This is a genomic window from Terrabacter sp. BE26 (assembly GCF_041941675.1).
GTDB lineage: Bacteria > Actinomycetota > Actinomycetes > Actinomycetales > Dermatophilaceae > Terrabacter.
This window is the reverse complement of the sequence record NZ_CP090122.1, coordinates 562,116-575,847: the sequence shown is the minus strand read 5'-3', so window position 1 is coordinate 575,847 and position 13,732 is coordinate 562,116. Positions and strand designations below refer to the sequence as shown.

Below are 13,732 nucleotides of genomic sequence, written 5' to 3'. Positions count from 1 at the left end.
GGCGAGTCCGGCGGGGGGGGTGGGGAGGCTCAGCTCTGGCCGACGGCGCGCCAGACCCGCATGGAGGCACCCACCATGGGCACGGAGGTGCCGGGCTCGAGGCTCTCCTGCAGCTCCAGCGGCCGCTCGTCGGCGCTGTCCCAGAGGAGCCGGTATGCCGTCACGCCCGGTGCCCGGGGGAGCGTGACGTCGGCGGCCCACGCCGACCCGTTCACCACGACGAGCACCGACTCCTGACCCAGGACCGCGCCGTTGTAGAGGGCCTGCAGCACGTCGAGCGCGGGCTTCTCCCAGCGGTTCCCGACGGGCAGTCCGTCGCCGGCGAACCAGGCGAGGTCGGTCGAGCCGTCCGCGTGCACCTGCCGGCCGGAGAAGAACGCCCGCTGGCGCAGCACCGGGTGCTCGGTGCGCAGCCGGACCAGGTGGCGCGTCGTCTCGAGGAGGTCCTCCTGCCACGGCTCGAGCTCCCAGCTCGTCCAGCTGGTCTCGTTGTCCTGGCAGTACGGGTTGTTGTTGCCGCGCTGGCTTCGTCCGATCTCGTCACCGGCAGCGAGCATCGGCACCCCGGTGGAGAGCAGCAGCGTGCCGAGCAGGTTGCGCATCGACCGTCGCCGGCGGGCCCTGACATCCGGGTCGTCGGTGCACCCCTCGACGCCGTGGTTCCACGACCGGTTGTCGTTGGTGCCGTCGGTGCCGTTGTGGCCGTTGGCCAGGTTGTCCTTGGTGTCGTATGCCGTGAGGTCGGCGAGCGTGAAGCCGTCGTGGGCGGTGACGAAGTTGACCGACGCGATGGTGCCGCGGTCGTGGCGGTCGAAGAGGTCCTGCGACCCCGCGAGCCGCGTGGCGAGCTCGCGGACGCCGTGGCCGACGCCGCCTGCGGCGGAGGCGGCGACGTCACGAAGCCAGAAGGTTCGCGTCGCGTCACGGTAGCGGTCGTTCCACTCGGAGAAGGGCGGCGGGAACTGTCCGGTGCGCCACCCGTGGATGCCGAGGTCCCACGGCTCGGCCACGAGCTTCGTGCGCGAGAGCACCGGGTCGGTGCGCAGCGCCATCAGGAAGGGGTGGTCGCGGTCGTAGCCGTCGTCCTTGCCGCGACCCAGCGCGACGGCGAGGTCGAACCGGAAGCCGTCGACGTGGAACTCCTGCACCCAGTGGCGCAGCGAGTCGAGCACCATGCGGGTCACCACGGGGTGCGTGAGGTCGAGGGTGTTGCCGCACCCGGTGACGTCCACGTCGCGTCCACGGCCGTCGAGGCGGTAGTAGGCGCGCTGGTCGAGACCGCGCCACGACAGGGTCATGTCCTCGCGGGAGTTCTCGGCCGTGTGGTTGTAGACGACGTCGAGCAGCACCTCGATGCCGGCCGCGTGCAGGTCCTTGACCATGGTCTTGAACTCGTCGACCACGCCCTGCGGGTCGGTGACCGACGCGTACGCCGCGTGCGGCGCGAAGAAGCCGAGGGTGTTGTAGCCCCAGTGGTTGGTGAGGCCGCGCCGCACCAGGTCCGGTTCGGAGGTGAACGTGTGCACCGGCAGCAGCTCGACGGCGGTGACGCCCAGGCCGAGCAGGTGCTCCACGAACGCGGGGTGGGCGAGGCCGGCATACGTCCCGCGCAGCGGCTCGGGCACGCCCGGGTGCAGCTTCGTCGCGTTCTTGACATGGACCTCGTAGAGGACCGAGTCGGTGAGCGAACGGCGGGGAGGCGCGTCCGTGTCCCAGTCGAAGTCGTCCTCCACGATGACGCAGCGGGGCAGGTGCCGCGACGAGTCGCGCCCGTCGCGCACCCACAGGTCGCCCCGCAGGTCGGGCCCGACGGTGTGTCCGTAGAGCGCGGGGTCGAGGTGCACCTCGCCCTCGACGGCGCGGGCGTAGGGGTCGAGGAGCAGCTTGGCCGGGTTGTGCAGCAGGGAGCGGTCGGGGTCCCAGTCGCCGTGCACCCGGAAGCCGTAGCGCTGGCCGGCCCCGACCCCGGGGACGGTGTCGAACCACGTGCCGTGCGCGCGCTGGCGCAGGGGCACCCGTCGCTCCGTCTCCGAGCCGTCGGCGGCGACGTCGAAGAGGCAGACCTCGACCCCGGTGGCGTGTCCCGCGTAGACCGCGAACAGCGCTCCGTCGCTGGTCAGCCGCACGCCCGGCTCCGGGGGCAGATCGGGCATCACGGCGGGGCGGGGGCGCATGGTCCGAGCGTAGGGTGTCGGGTCCGACCCCGCCCGGATCGACCTCGCGGCGCCGGTCTGGTTACGGTTGACGCATGACCGATCCGACTTCGCTGCCCAACTTCATGCCGAGCACCCCCGACGCCGGTCCCAACGGTGTCCCGGCGAGCGACTCCCCCGTACGCGACCGCATCCTCGAGGTCCTGAAGGGCCTCGGGATCGAGGCGAGCGTCGACGGCGACGGTGACCTCGAGTTCGCCATCGTCGACGAGCAGGGCACGAGCACGACCCTCTTCGCCCGCGTGGCGGAGGGCGACCTGGCCCTCGTGCGCTTCTTCGGCCAGTGGCAGCTCGCCGAGCCCGTCTCGCCGGACCGCAACGAGCGCCTCGCCCGCTGCAACGACCTGACCATGCAGCTCAACCTCGTCAAGCTCTCGCTCGTGCAGGAAAGCTTGGTCGTCTCCGCCGAGCACGTCATCACGCCCAACGCCGACGTCGACATCCTCGTGCCGCTCTCGATCAACCACATCCTGCAGAGCGTCGGCTTCTTCTTCCAGTCCTGGCTGCCCATGGACGACGCGCAGGCCGGCACCCCCGGCGACGCCTGATGGGCGAGTTCGTCCGGCTCGAGGTCGAGGACGGCGTCGGGACGATCCGGCTCGACCGGCCGAAGATGAACGCCCTCAACGTCCAGGTCCAGGAGGAGATCCGCGCGGCCGCGGCCGAGGCGAGCGAGCGCGCCGACGTCAAGGCGGTCGTCGTCTACGGCGGTGAGCGGGTCTTCGCGGCGGGGGCCGACATCAAGGAGATGCAGGCCATGTCGTACACCGACATGGTCGAGCGATCCGCCCCCCTCACGAGCTCCATCAGCGCCGTCGCCCGCATCCCCAAGCCGGTCATCGCCGCGATCACGGGGTACGCGCTGGGCGGCGGGTGCGAGCTCGCGCTGGCCTGCGACTTCCGGGTCGTCGCCGACGACGCCAAGCTCGGGCAGCCCGAGATCCTCCTCGGCGTGATCCCGGGCGCCGGTGGCACGCAACGGCTTTCGCGACTCGTCGGTGCCCCGCGTGCCAAGGACATCATCTTCAGCGGCCGCTTCGTCGACGCCCAGGAGGCGCTCGCCATCGGCCTTGCCGACAAGGTCGTTCCCGCCGGCGACGTCTACGCCGCGTCCCGCGAGTGGGCGTCCACCTTCGTCGGCGCCGCCTCGTATGCCGTGCGCGCCGCCAAGGAGGCCATCGACCGTGGTCTCGAGGTCGATCTCGAGACGGGGCTCGAGATCGAGCGGCTGCTCTTCGCCTCGCTCTTCGCCACCAAGGACCGCGAGATCGGGATGAGCTCGTTCGTGGAGCAGGGCCCGGGCAAGGCGCAGTTCGAGGGGCGTTGAGCCACCCGTGCCCGAGCCGCTGGACGTCCTCGTGTTCTACTCGCCCGTCGAGTCGACCGAGGACGTCCTGGCGGCCGTCTTCGCCGCCGGGGCAGGGGCGGTCGGTGACTACACCGAGTGCGCGTGGCGCGTCGAGGGCACGGGCCAGTTCCGTCCCGGGCCGGGCGCCGACCCGGCGATCGGCTCCCTCGGAGCCCTCGAGAGCCTGCCCGAGCACCGGGTCGAGGTGACGCTCCCGCGCAGCGCCCGCCGCCGTGTCGTGACCGCGCTCCGGGCCGCCCACCCCTACGAGGAGCCGGCCTTCCACGTCATCGCGACCGCGGACGTCGACGCCGACTGAGCGGACCCAGCCCCTCCAAGTGCGCCATGGCGCGGTTGCGGCCGGCGTATGGGCTGGTCTGCCCCTGCAAGTGCGCCATGGCGCGGTTGGAGCCGGCAGACGGGCTGGTCCGGCCCCTGCAGGTGCGCCATGGCGCGGTTGGAGCCGGCGTATGGGCCAGTCCGCCCCGTGCAAGTGCGCCATGGCGCGGTTGCGGCCGGCAGACGGGCTGGTCTGCCCCTTGTAACTGCGCCAGGGCGCGGTTGCGGCCGGCGCGGTCAGGAGTCCGTGAGGCCGGCCGTTGCCCTGGCTCCGACAGGCCTCCCCACGAACGGGATTCGTGGGGGAGCATCCCCCGGAGTGCCCAGCGACTGCGGGGACGGCATACGCCCTCTCTGGTGGTGAGCGTCACGCTATTGCCGTACGTACTGAGCGGGCGCTCAGTGAGAGGATGGTCCGCAGTGCCGGGGCGACCCCCGGCAGCCAGGAGCACCACCACCAGCAACGGAAGAGGACGTTCACCCATGAACATCGTCGTCTGTGTCAAGTACGTGCCGGACGCCCAGGCCGAGCGCACGTTCAACGCATCTGACAACACGACCGACCGCGAGAACGTCGACGGCCTGCTGTCCGAGCTCGACGAGTATGCCGTCGAGGAGGCCTTGAAGATCGTCGAGGCGGGCGAGGGTGAGGTGACCGTCCTGACGGTCGGCCCCGACGCTGCCGCCGACGCGATCAAGAAGGCGCTGCAGATGGGCGCCGGCAAGGGTGTGCACGTCAACGACAAGGCCATCCACGGCTCCGACGCCGTCGCCACCTCGCTCGTGCTCGCCGAGGCGATCAAGAAGCTCGGGGACGTCGACCTGGTCATGACCGGGATGGCCTCGACCGACGGCACGATGGGTGTGGTCCCGGCGATGCTCGCCGAGCGCCTCGGCCTGCCGGCCGTGACGTACGCCTCGGAGCTGACCGTCGAGGGCGCCACCGCCACGATCCGGCGGGACGGGGACGCCTCGACCCAGACGATCACCGCGACGCTGCCGGCCCTGGTGTCGGTGACCGACCAGATCAACGAGCCGCGCTACCCCTCGTTCAAGGGGATCATGGCGGCGAAGAAGAAGCCGGTCGAGACGTGGAGCCTGGCCGACCTCGGCGTCGACGCCTCGCAGGTCGGCCTCGACGCGGCGTGGACGAAGGTCGACTCCTTCGCCGCCCGTCCGCCGCGCACCCAGGGCGAGATCGTCGCCGACGAGGGCGACGGCGGAGCCAAGCTCGCCGCGTTCCTGACCGAGCGCAAGTTCGTCTGATCCCTTCCTTGACCTCCCCAGCCAGCAAAGGAGATCCGCACCATGGCTGAAGTACTCGTGCTCGTCGACCACGTCGAGGGCAAGGTCCGCAAGACCACGGCCGAGCTGCTGACGATCGCCCGCCGCCTCGGTGAGCCGTCGGCCGTCTTCGTCGGTACCGGCTTCGACGCAGCGAAGGAGACCCTCGCCCGCTTCGGCGCCGAGAAGGTCTACCGCGTCGAGTCGCCCGAGGTGCTCGAGCACCTCGTCGTCCCGCAGGCCGAGCTGCTCGCGCAGCTCGTCTCCTCGACGTCCCCGGCCGCGGTCCTGCTGCCGTCCTCGCCCGAGGGCAAGGAGATCGCCGCCCGCCTCGCCGTCAAGACCGAGTCGGGCCTGATCACCGACGCCGTCGACGTGCAGGCGACCGACGGTGGCGTCGCCACGACGCAGTCGGTCTTCGCCGGGTCCTACACCGTGTCGGCCACGGTCACGAAGGGCACGCCCATCGTCGCCGTCAAGCCGAACTCGGCCACCCCGGCGGAGGCGCCGGGTGCGGCTGCCGACGAGGTGCTCGACTTCACCCCCTCCGACGCCGCCAAGGGCGCTCGGATCACCGAGTCCAAGCCGAAGCAGGCGAGCGGGCGCCCCGAGCTGACCGAGGCCGCCATCGTCGTCTCGGGCGGTCGTGGCACGGCCGGCGACTTCTCCAAGGTCGAGGAGTTCGCCGACAGCCTCGGTGCCGCGGTCGGCGCCTCCCGCGCGGCCGTCGATGCCGGCTGGTACCCGCACACCTCGCAGGTCGGCCAGACCGGCAAGCAGGTCAGCCCGCAGCTCTACGTCGCGTGCGGCATCTCCGGGGCCATCCAGCACCGGGCCGGCATGCAGACGTCCAAGACGATCGTGGCCGTCAACAAGGACAACGAGGCCCCGATCTTCGAGCTCGTCGACTTCGGCGTCGTCGGTGACCTGTTCGCCGTCCTGCCCCAGGCCACCGAGGCGATCAAGGCCGCCAAGGACTGACGCCCGAACCGGTCTGTGGAGGGGTGGGCGGATGGCGGCGGCCGTAGCCGGATGCCCGACCGCGAACCATCGGCACGTTCACGAGGCGGCCCCCGACCATGAGGTCGGGGGCCGCCTCGCGCGTGCCCCGAGCCCCGTCCACGGTTGGGCGCGCGGCCGCACCGGCCTAGAATCGCCCGGTGACTGCCTACCTCGACCATGCGGCGACGACGCCGATGCTGCCCGCCGCCCTGGCGGCGATGACGGAGCAGCTCATGGTCGTCGGCAACCCCTCGTCGCTGCATCGCACCGGCCGAGCCGCGCGGCGCGTCGTGGAGGAGTCCCGGGAGAAGATCGCCCGCTGCCTGGGTGCCCGGCCCTCCGAGGTGGTGTTCACCTCCGGAGGCACCGAGTCGGACAACCTGGCCGTCAAGGGGACCTTCCGCGCGCGACGTGACGCCGACCCCGCCCGGGTGCGCCTGCTCGTCGGAGCCACCGAGCACCATGCCGTGCTCGACTCGGTCGAGCACCTCGTCGCCCACGAGGGCGCGAAGGTGACCTGGCTCGAGCCGACCGCCGAGGGGTTCGTCGAGCCGGCCACGCTGCGGGCCGCCATCGCCGCCGACCCGCACTCGGTCGCCCTCGTGTCGCTCATGTGGGCCAACAACGAGGTCGGTTCCGTCCAGGACGTGCGGGCGCTCGCAGAGGTCGCCCACGAGTTCGGGGTGCCCTTCCACACCGACGCCGTGCAGGCGGCCGGTCACGTCCCGGTGGACTTCGCGGCGAGCGGCGCCGACCTCATGTCCGTGACGGCCCACAAGCTCGGCGGCCCGATCGGGGTCGGAGCGCTCGTGGCCCGCCGTGAGGCCCGGCTGGTGCCCCTCACGCACGGCGGAGGCCAGGAGCGCCAGGTCCGGTCCGGCACGCTGGACACCCCGGCCATCGTCGGCTTCGCGACCGCGCTCGTCGAGGCTACGGCGGCGATGGAGTCCGAGACGGCGCGGCTCGTGGCGCTGCGTGACGAGCTCATCGAGCGCGCCATGGCCGTCGCGCCCGACATCCGGCCCACCGGCGCGTGGGAGCGCGGCGACGCGACGCGGCGCCTGCCCGGCAACGCCCACCTGCTCGTTCCGGGCTGCGACGGCGACTCCCTGCTCTATCTGCTCGACGCCGCCGGGGTCTCGTGCTCGACGGGCTCGGCGTGCCAGGCGGGCGTGCCCCAGCCGAGCCACGTCCTCCTCGCCATGGGCATCCCCGAGAGCGACGCCCGCGGCGCCCTGCGGCTGACGCTCGGGCACACCTCGACGCACGACGACGTCGACGCGGTCATCGCCGCGCTGCCCGCGGCCGTCGAGCGAGCCCGGCGTGCACGAGAGGCGACCGCGTCGTGAGGGTCGTCGCGGCGATGAGCGGCGGCGTCGACTCCGCGGTGGCTGCCGCCCGCATGATCGAGGCGGGGCACGACGTCGTCGGTGTGCACCTGGCCCTCAGCCAGAGCGCCGCGACCCTGCGCGAGTCGGCGCGCGGCTGCTGCACCATCGAGGACGCCGGTGACGCGCGCCGGGTCGCCGACGTGCTCGGCATCCCCTTCTACGTCTGGGACATGGCGGCCCGCTTCAAGCAGGACGTCGTCGACGACTTCCGCGTCGAGTACGCCGCCGGCCGCACCCCCAACCCGTGCCTGCGCTGCAACGAGAAGATCAAGTTCGCCGCCCTGCTCGACAAGGCCCTGGCCCTCGGCTTCGACGCGGTGGCCACCGGCCACTACGCACGCATCGTGGAGGCCCCGCAGGATGGCGGGGGAGTGCGCCGCGAGCTGCACCGCGCCGTCGACGCCGCCAAGGACCAGAGCTACGTCCTGGGCGTCCTCGACGCCGAGCAGCTCGCCCGCTCGTTCTTCCCGCTCGGCGACACGACGAAGCCCGACATCCGGCGCGAGGCGGCGGAGCGGGGCTTCTACGTGGCCAACAAGCCGGACAGCCACGACATCTGCTTCATCGCCGACGGTGACACCCGTGGCTGGCTGACGCGCGAGCTGGGGGCCGCGCCGGGGGACATCGTCGACACCGACGGCGAGGTGGTGGGGCGGCACGACGGTGCCTTCGCCTACACGGTGGGGCAGCGCCGCGGCCTCGGCCTCTCGCGGCCCGGGGCCGACGGCCAGCCCCGCTACGTCGTGGAGGTGCGCCCGGAGACGAACCAGGTGGTGGTCGGGGCCGCGGACCTGCTCGGCGTCGACGCTCTCACCGGCGACCACGCCCGGTGGTGCGGTCCCGCGCCGGAGGGTGTCGTGCACGTCGGTGCCCAGGTGCGTGCGCACGGCGAGGAGTACGCCGCGACCGCGTGGGCCGAGGGCGACCGCCTCGAGGTACGACTGGACACGAGGATCCGCGGGGTGGCGCCCGGGCAGTCGGTCGTGCTCTTCGACGGCACGAGGGTCGTCGGCTCGGCGACGATCGCCGGTGCGCGGCTGGAGCGGCGTGAGCGCGCCGACCGGGAGCCGGTCGCCTGACGGCCGTCGTGGCCTGACCGACTGTCCCTCCCAACCTGCCGATCGCGTCAGGCGATGGAGCGGGTCCAGGTCAGGACCCGGGCCGTCGGCTCGAATCCCAGCCCCCGGTAGAGCCGTCGCGGCCCGGGGTAGGCCTCGTCCCCGCGCGGGGTCACCTGGGCGAGGCGGGCACCCGCCTGCCTCAGTGCGTGCAGCGCGGCGAGGGTCACCGCCCCGGCGAGGCCGCGGCCCCGGTGCTCCGGGGTGCAGCCCACCGGCTCGACGAGTCCGACTCCGGTCCCGGGGTCGAGCCACACGAGCGCCGACGCCACCATGGCACCGGCAGCGTCGACGGCGACCCAGTCGAGATCGGCGCGGTAGGGCCAGGCCTGCATGAGCCGGCCGTAGGAGGCGGCGTCGACCTGTGAGGGCGCGATGTCGGACCAGGCCCGCACATGGACATCGGCGCGGGCTGCCGCCTCGTGCGGCCGGACGGGCCGGAAGGCGTAGCCGGGGAGGTCTGGAACGGGGCGCAGGGAGTCAAGGTCGAGCAGGTGGTGCGTGAAGTACGGGAGGTCCAGCCGCGCGGAGAAGCCGGCCTCGGCCAGGGCGCCCTCGACCGGGGCGTCGCCCTCGACGGCCAGGACCGACTGCTCCTCCGCGTCGCTCCACTCCTCGAACCACTCGAGCACCTCGGCGGCCACCTCGGGACGGGCAGGGTCGACCTGCAGTTCCAGCCAGTCCGGTGCCTCGGCCCAACCGAAACCGACCACCCGGCCTTCCTCGGTCCAGAGTCCGATCGCCTCCCCGTCCTCGAGCACGACCGGGTCCACGGGACGGTAGTAGCGGCTCCAGGCCAGCTGGCCGGGGTGGAACCGGCTGGCGGGTGACCACGTGCGCGAGCAGAGGTCCTGCATGGCCCGGAGGTCGCCGGGGCCGGAGAAGTCGCGTCGCGTCACTGGCGCCACGCTAGCGCCCAGCCCGGTCGCCGCCACGGGCACACGGTCGTGGCCCTGCACGCGGTGCGCCTAGGCTGGCGCGGTGACCCTCGCAACCGGCATCGGCTCCTGGCCCGGCACGTCCGTCCGAGATGCCCTCGCGCAGGTGCGCGAGCTGCTCGATGGGCACCTGCCCTACCTGCCCGAGCTGCCCGCTCGTGGACCTGGCGCCGACATGGTCGGCCGGACGGCGGGCCTGCTCGTGGGGCTGCCGGTGGACCTTCAGCCCACCGGCTGGCGCCTCGTCGACCGGCCGGGGAAGGACGCCGCCCGCACCGCGGCCCTGCTGCGCGAGGACCTCGACGAGCTCGCCGAGGCCTTCGACGGGCACCAGGGGCCACTCAAGCTCCAGGTCGTCGGCCCGTGGACGCTCGCCGCGAACCTGTGGCTCACCAGGGGGGAGCGCGTCGTGGTCGACCCGGGCGCAAGCCGTGACCTCGTGGAGTCGCTCGCCGAGGGCGTACGCGTGCACGTGGCCGCCGTGCGCCGCCTGGTTCCCGGGGCGCAGGTCGTCCTGCAGCTCGATGAACCGAGCCTGCCGACGGTCCTGGCCGGCCGCCTGCCCACCTCCTCCGGCTTCGGTCGGCTGCCCAGTCTCGACCCCCAGGTCGCCGCGGCCGGACTCGAGAAGGTCCTTGGCGCACACGACGGCGACACCGTCGTCCACTGCTGCGCGGCGAACCCGCCGCTCCCGCTCCTGCGAGCGGTCCACCCCTCGGCCCTGTCGCTCGACACAACGCTCCTGCGGCCCCGCGAGTGGGAAGGTGTCGCCGTGGCGGTGGAGGACGGCATACGCCTCTACGCAGGTCTGGTGCCGACCGACGGCAGCCGCACGCGGCCGCAGGACCTCGCCGGGGCGCTCGTGGACGCGTGGGGTCGCATCGGCCTGGCCCGGCTGGCACTCGCCGAGGTCGTCGCGACCCCGGCCTGCGGTCTGGCCACCGTCTCGCCGGACGTCGCCCGGGCGGTGCAGCGGGCGGCCGTCGAGACGGCGGCTGAGCTCGAGCAGCGCAGCGCTGACTGAGCCCGGCAACCGTGGGGAACGGCGAAGGCCGGTCACCCCAGGGTGACCGGCCTCTCGCTGCCTGCGGGGGCTCGTCAGAGCGCCGAGCCGGCCGCCCACTGGGCCGGGCTGAGATTCCAGTCGGCGTAGCCGTTGCCCATGGTCATCGGGCGGCTGGTGCCGGTGGTCTCGACGACGTCACCGATCGTGACGTTGTCGTAGAGCCAGCCGGCGTTGGGCTCGCTCATGCCGGTGCAGCCGTGGCTGACGTTGCGGTGCCCCTGGTCGGCCACCGACCACGGCGCCGAGTGCAGGAACTCGCCCGAGTTGGTGACGCGCATGGCGTACTTGACCTTGGTGTCGGCGTAGTAGTTCGGGTCGTTCTTCTTCAGGCCGATCGTCTCGGCCTTCATGGTGATGTTCGTCTGCTTGTCCATGATGACCTTGACGCCCGAGCGGGTGATGAAGCCGGGACGACCACCGGTGATCGGGACGCGGCGAGCGAGCCTGCCGTTGATCATGACGTCCATCTGGTCGGTCCTGAGGTTGACCTTGGCGATCACCGAGCGGCCGATCGTGAAGTCGGCGGTCCGCGACATCTGGCCCCAGCGACCGCCGCCGGCGGGCACGCCGTTGAGGTTCGCCTCGACGTGGACCTTCGTGCCGGGCTTCCAGTACGTCCTGGGGCGCCAGTGCGCCTCCTGCGAGCCCAGCCAGTACCAGGAGCCGGCCTGGGCGGGAGTGGAGGTGACCTTCATCTGCTTCTCGAAGGCCGCCTTGTCGGCGACCGGCAGGTCGAAGCGGACGACGACCGGCATGCCGATGCCGACTGTGCCGCCGTCGCGGGGCGAGACGGCGACGTAGACCTGCTGGTTCAGCGTGAGGTCGGCCGTGCGGAAGGTCTGCGTCGTCTCGGTGGCCTTGCCGTCGGGGTCCTTCGCCTCGAGGGCCAGGGTGTACTTCACGCCGGGCTCGAGCAGGTCGCCCGCGGTCCACGTGCCGCCGTCGAGCTTGCCCTCGACCGGGACGTGGTTGCCCTTCTTGCTGGTGTACGAGAGGGAGGCGCCCGTCAGCGTCCCTCTCTCGGCTGAGGCGGTGACCCGCGTGTCGACGGCCACGTCCTGTGCGTCGTTGCCGGGCGTGGTCTTGAAGACGACCGGGTCGGTGGTCGGAGTGGAGGAGGGCGCCTCCGAGCCGGAGTCGCCCGCCCCTGCGGTCGCGGGAGTGGCCGGCTTGCCGCTGTCGGAGGGGGTGGAGGAGCTGCAGGCCGTGACCCCCAGCATGGCCAGGACGGCCATCCCCGAGAGTGCGGCGGAACGGATGCTCGACTTCACGCGTGTATACCCTTCGCAGACGTTCGCACCCCGTGCCCCGGGACGGGACAAGTTTGCAGGGCGCGACGCGTCGATAGTGACCTGCCCCAGTGTCACCGATTCAGGGCAATACTCCAAAACCTAGGGCGCGTGCAACGTGCGGCGTGTCGCGGACCTCAGGGCGCCTCGACCGGGCGGACCTCACGCCTGAGGATCTTGCCCGTCGGCCCCTTCGGCAGCTCGTCGAGGAGCCAGATGCGACGCGGGTACTTGTAGGCCGCGAGCCGCTCCTTGACGTAGATCTGGACGTCCTCGAGCGTCGCGCCTGCCCCCGGCCGCAGCACGACGGCGGCACCCACCTCCTCGCCCATGACGTCGTCGGGGATGCCGACGACGGCGGCCTCGAGCACGTCGGGGTGGGTGTAGAGCACCTCCTCGACCTCGCGCGGGTAGACGTTCATGCCGCCGCGGATGATCATGTCCTTCTTGCGGTCCACGATCGTGAAGTAGCCCTCGTCGTCGACGGTGGCAAGGTCGCCGGAACGGAACCAGCCGTCGGGGATGGCCTCCCTCGTGGCCTCGGGGCGGTTCCAGTAGCCCTTCATGATGTTCTCGCCGCGGATGGCGATCTCACCGATCCCGCCCGGAGGCACGTCGTGGCCCTCGAGGTCGACGAGCTTCATCTCGCAACCCGGGATGGCGCGCCCGATGGTGCCCGGCTTGGTCGGCTTGTCGGGCATGTTGAAGGAGGCCACGGGCGAGGTCTCGGACAGGCCGTAGCCCTCGAGGATCTGGCACCCGAACTTCTTCTCGAAGGCCGACATGACCGCCTCGGGCATCGCGGAACCACCGGAGACGCAGGTGCGCAGACTGCTCGTGTCGGCCCGCTCGGCGTCCGGGTGGTTGAGGATGGCGGCATACATCGTCGGCACGCCCTGGAAGATCGTCACGCGGTCGCGCCCGAGCATCTCGATGGCCTTGGCCGGGTCGAAGCGGGGCAGCAGCGTCAGCGTGCAGCCCTGCTGGACGGACGTGTTGAGCCCGCAGGTGAGACCGAAGACGTGGAAGAGCGGCAGGCAGCCCATGATCACGTCGTCCTCGGCGATCTGCATGATGTCCGACGCCGACCGCTGCGCGTTGCGGTGCAGGTTGAAGTGGGTGAGCTCGGCCCCCTTGGGCTTGCCCGTCGTCCCGCTCGTGTAGAGGATGACGGCCGTGTCGTCGTCGGTGCGCTCCACCGGCTCGAGCACCGGCGCGCCCGAGCACTCGCTCGCGTCGAACTGGCCCTCCGCCGGCCCCATCGGCCCGCACGCGACCAGGCGCGTGCCGGTCTCGGCGGCCGCCTTCGCGGCCTCGTCCGCGAAGTCCGGCCACACGAAGCTGAACCGGGCCCCGCTGTCCTCGTAGAAGTACTGGATCTCCCCGGCCTTGAGCAGCGGGTTCATCGGCACGACGATGCCGCCGGCCAGCAGGGTGCCGTAGAACGCGACGGGATAGGCCGGGACGTTCGGCAGGATCAGCGAGACGCGGTCGCCGGCCTGCAGCCCCGCGGCCCGCAGCTGCGCCGCGACGGTCGCTGCCGCGCGGTGCAGGGCCGCCCAGCTCACCTCGGCCGAGTCGAGCCGGATGCCCACCTTGTCGGGCAGACGAGCCGCGGTGGCGGCGAGGTTGGCGGCGAGGTTGGTCATCTCTGCTCCTTTGCAGCGGCTGGTGCCACGTGCGGTGGCGGTGCGTGCACCCGTGCACACAGTGGGGCGGCCGGCGGGTTCCGGGCCATTGTTAC

At 72.1% G+C, this 13,732-nt stretch carries 12 protein-coding genes; 8 read left to right on the top strand and 4 right to left on the bottom strand.

The annotated features are described in order from the left end of the window. Positions 1–29 precede the first annotated feature (29 nt). Complete coding sequence (gene glgX, locus LQK93_RS02740) at positions 30–2,174, bottom strand: glycogen debranching protein GlgX (protein WP_374970045.1); 2,145 nt, start codon at positions 2,172–2,174, stop codon at positions 30–32. A gap of 74 nt (positions 2,175–2,248) precedes the next feature. On the opposite strand from glgX, the gene LQK93_RS02735 reads away from it, so the two are divergent. The 7 genes from LQK93_RS02735 to mnmA all read left to right on the top strand — a co-directional run bounded on the left by LQK93_RS02735 (position 2,249) and on the right by mnmA (position 8,656). Continuing rightward, positions 2,249–2,761 carry a YbjN domain-containing protein gene (locus tag LQK93_RS02735; RefSeq protein WP_374970044.1) on the top strand — a complete coding sequence of 171 codons (513 nt, stop codon included), beginning with the start codon at positions 2,249–2,251 and terminating at the stop codon, positions 2,759–2,761. Continuing rightward, complete coding sequence (locus LQK93_RS02730; protein ID WP_374970043.1) at positions 2,761–3,540, top strand: enoyl-CoA hydratase/isomerase family protein; 780 nt, start codon at positions 2,761–2,763, stop codon at positions 3,538–3,540. Before LQK93_RS02735 ends, LQK93_RS02730 begins: the two co-directional genes overlap by 1 nt. Before the next feature lie 7 nt (positions 3,541–3,547). After that, entirely contained in the window at positions 3,548–3,880 is a 333-nt protein-coding gene (locus LQK93_RS02725) for a hypothetical protein (protein WP_374970042.1), read from the top strand. Between the two features lie 503 nt (positions 3,881–4,383). Further along, on the top strand, positions 4,384–5,166 hold the full coding sequence (locus LQK93_RS02720) for an electron transfer flavoprotein subunit beta/FixA family protein (protein ID WP_374970041.1): 783 nt from the start codon (positions 4,384–4,386) through the stop codon (positions 5,164–5,166). 42 nt (positions 5,167–5,208) lie between these two features. Then, entirely contained in the window at positions 5,209–6,165 is a 957-nt protein-coding gene (locus LQK93_RS02715) for an electron transfer flavoprotein subunit alpha/FixB family protein (protein WP_374970040.1), read from the top strand. 179 nt (positions 6,166–6,344) lie between these two features. After that, a complete protein-coding gene (locus LQK93_RS02710; RefSeq protein WP_374970039.1) occupies positions 6,345–7,535 on the top strand; it encodes a cysteine desulfurase family protein in 1,191 nt (396 codons plus the stop codon). Next, positions 7,532–8,656 (top strand): tRNA 2-thiouridine(34) synthase MnmA, encoded by a 1,125-nt coding sequence (mnmA, locus tag LQK93_RS02705; RefSeq protein ID WP_374970038.1) that lies wholly within the window; start codon positions 7,532–7,534, stop codon positions 8,654–8,656. The genes LQK93_RS02710 and mnmA overlap by 4 nt, the downstream gene beginning before the upstream one ends. Before the next feature lie 47 nt (positions 8,657–8,703). Here the strand turns inward: mnmA and LQK93_RS02700 are convergent, their stop codons facing one another. Next, positions 8,704–9,594: a GNAT family N-acetyltransferase gene (locus tag LQK93_RS02700; RefSeq protein ID WP_374970037.1), complete on the bottom strand. Its 891-nt coding sequence runs from the start codon at positions 9,592–9,594 to the stop codon at positions 8,704–8,706. 82 nt (positions 9,595–9,676) lie between these two features. On the opposite strand from LQK93_RS02700, the gene LQK93_RS02695 reads away from it, so the two are divergent. Further along, a complete protein-coding gene (locus LQK93_RS02695) occupies positions 9,677–10,657 on the top strand; it encodes a methionine synthase (RefSeq protein ID WP_374970036.1) in 981 nt (326 codons plus the stop codon). A gap of 74 nt (positions 10,658–10,731) precedes the next feature. Here LQK93_RS02695 and LQK93_RS02690 read toward each other — a convergent pair whose 3' ends face one another. After that, positions 10,732–11,970, bottom strand: coding sequence for an Ig-like domain-containing protein (locus LQK93_RS02690; RefSeq protein WP_374970035.1), 1,239 nt, complete (start codon positions 11,968–11,970; stop codon positions 10,732–10,734). Positions 11,971–12,125: 155 nt separating this feature from the next. Further along, positions 12,126–13,637, bottom strand: a complete 1,512-nt coding sequence (locus tag LQK93_RS02685; RefSeq protein ID WP_374970034.1) for a long-chain fatty acid--CoA ligase — start codon at positions 13,635–13,637, stop codon at positions 12,126–12,128. Positions 13,638–13,732 lie beyond the last annotated feature (95 nt).

Coding starts and splice junctions, on each gene's coding strand:
- glgX (WP_374970045.1), bottom strand. CDS start 2,174: ATGCGCCCCCGCCCCGCCGTGATGCCCGATCTGCCCCCGGAGCCGGGC.
- LQK93_RS02735 (WP_374970044.1), top strand. CDS start 2,249: ATGACCGATCCGACTTCGCTGCCCAACTTCATGCCGAGCACCCCCGAC.
- LQK93_RS02730 (WP_374970043.1), top strand. CDS start 2,761: ATGGGCGAGTTCGTCCGGCTCGAGGTCGAGGACGGCGTCGGGACGATC.
- LQK93_RS02720 (WP_374970041.1), top strand. CDS start 4,384: ATGAACATCGTCGTCTGTGTCAAGTACGTGCCGGACGCCCAGGCCGAG.
- LQK93_RS02715 (WP_374970040.1), top strand. CDS start 5,209: ATGGCTGAAGTACTCGTGCTCGTCGACCACGTCGAGGGCAAGGTCCGC.
- LQK93_RS02685 (WP_374970034.1), bottom strand. CDS start 13,637: ATGACCAACCTCGCCGCCAACCTCGCCGCCACCGCGGCTCGTCTGCCC.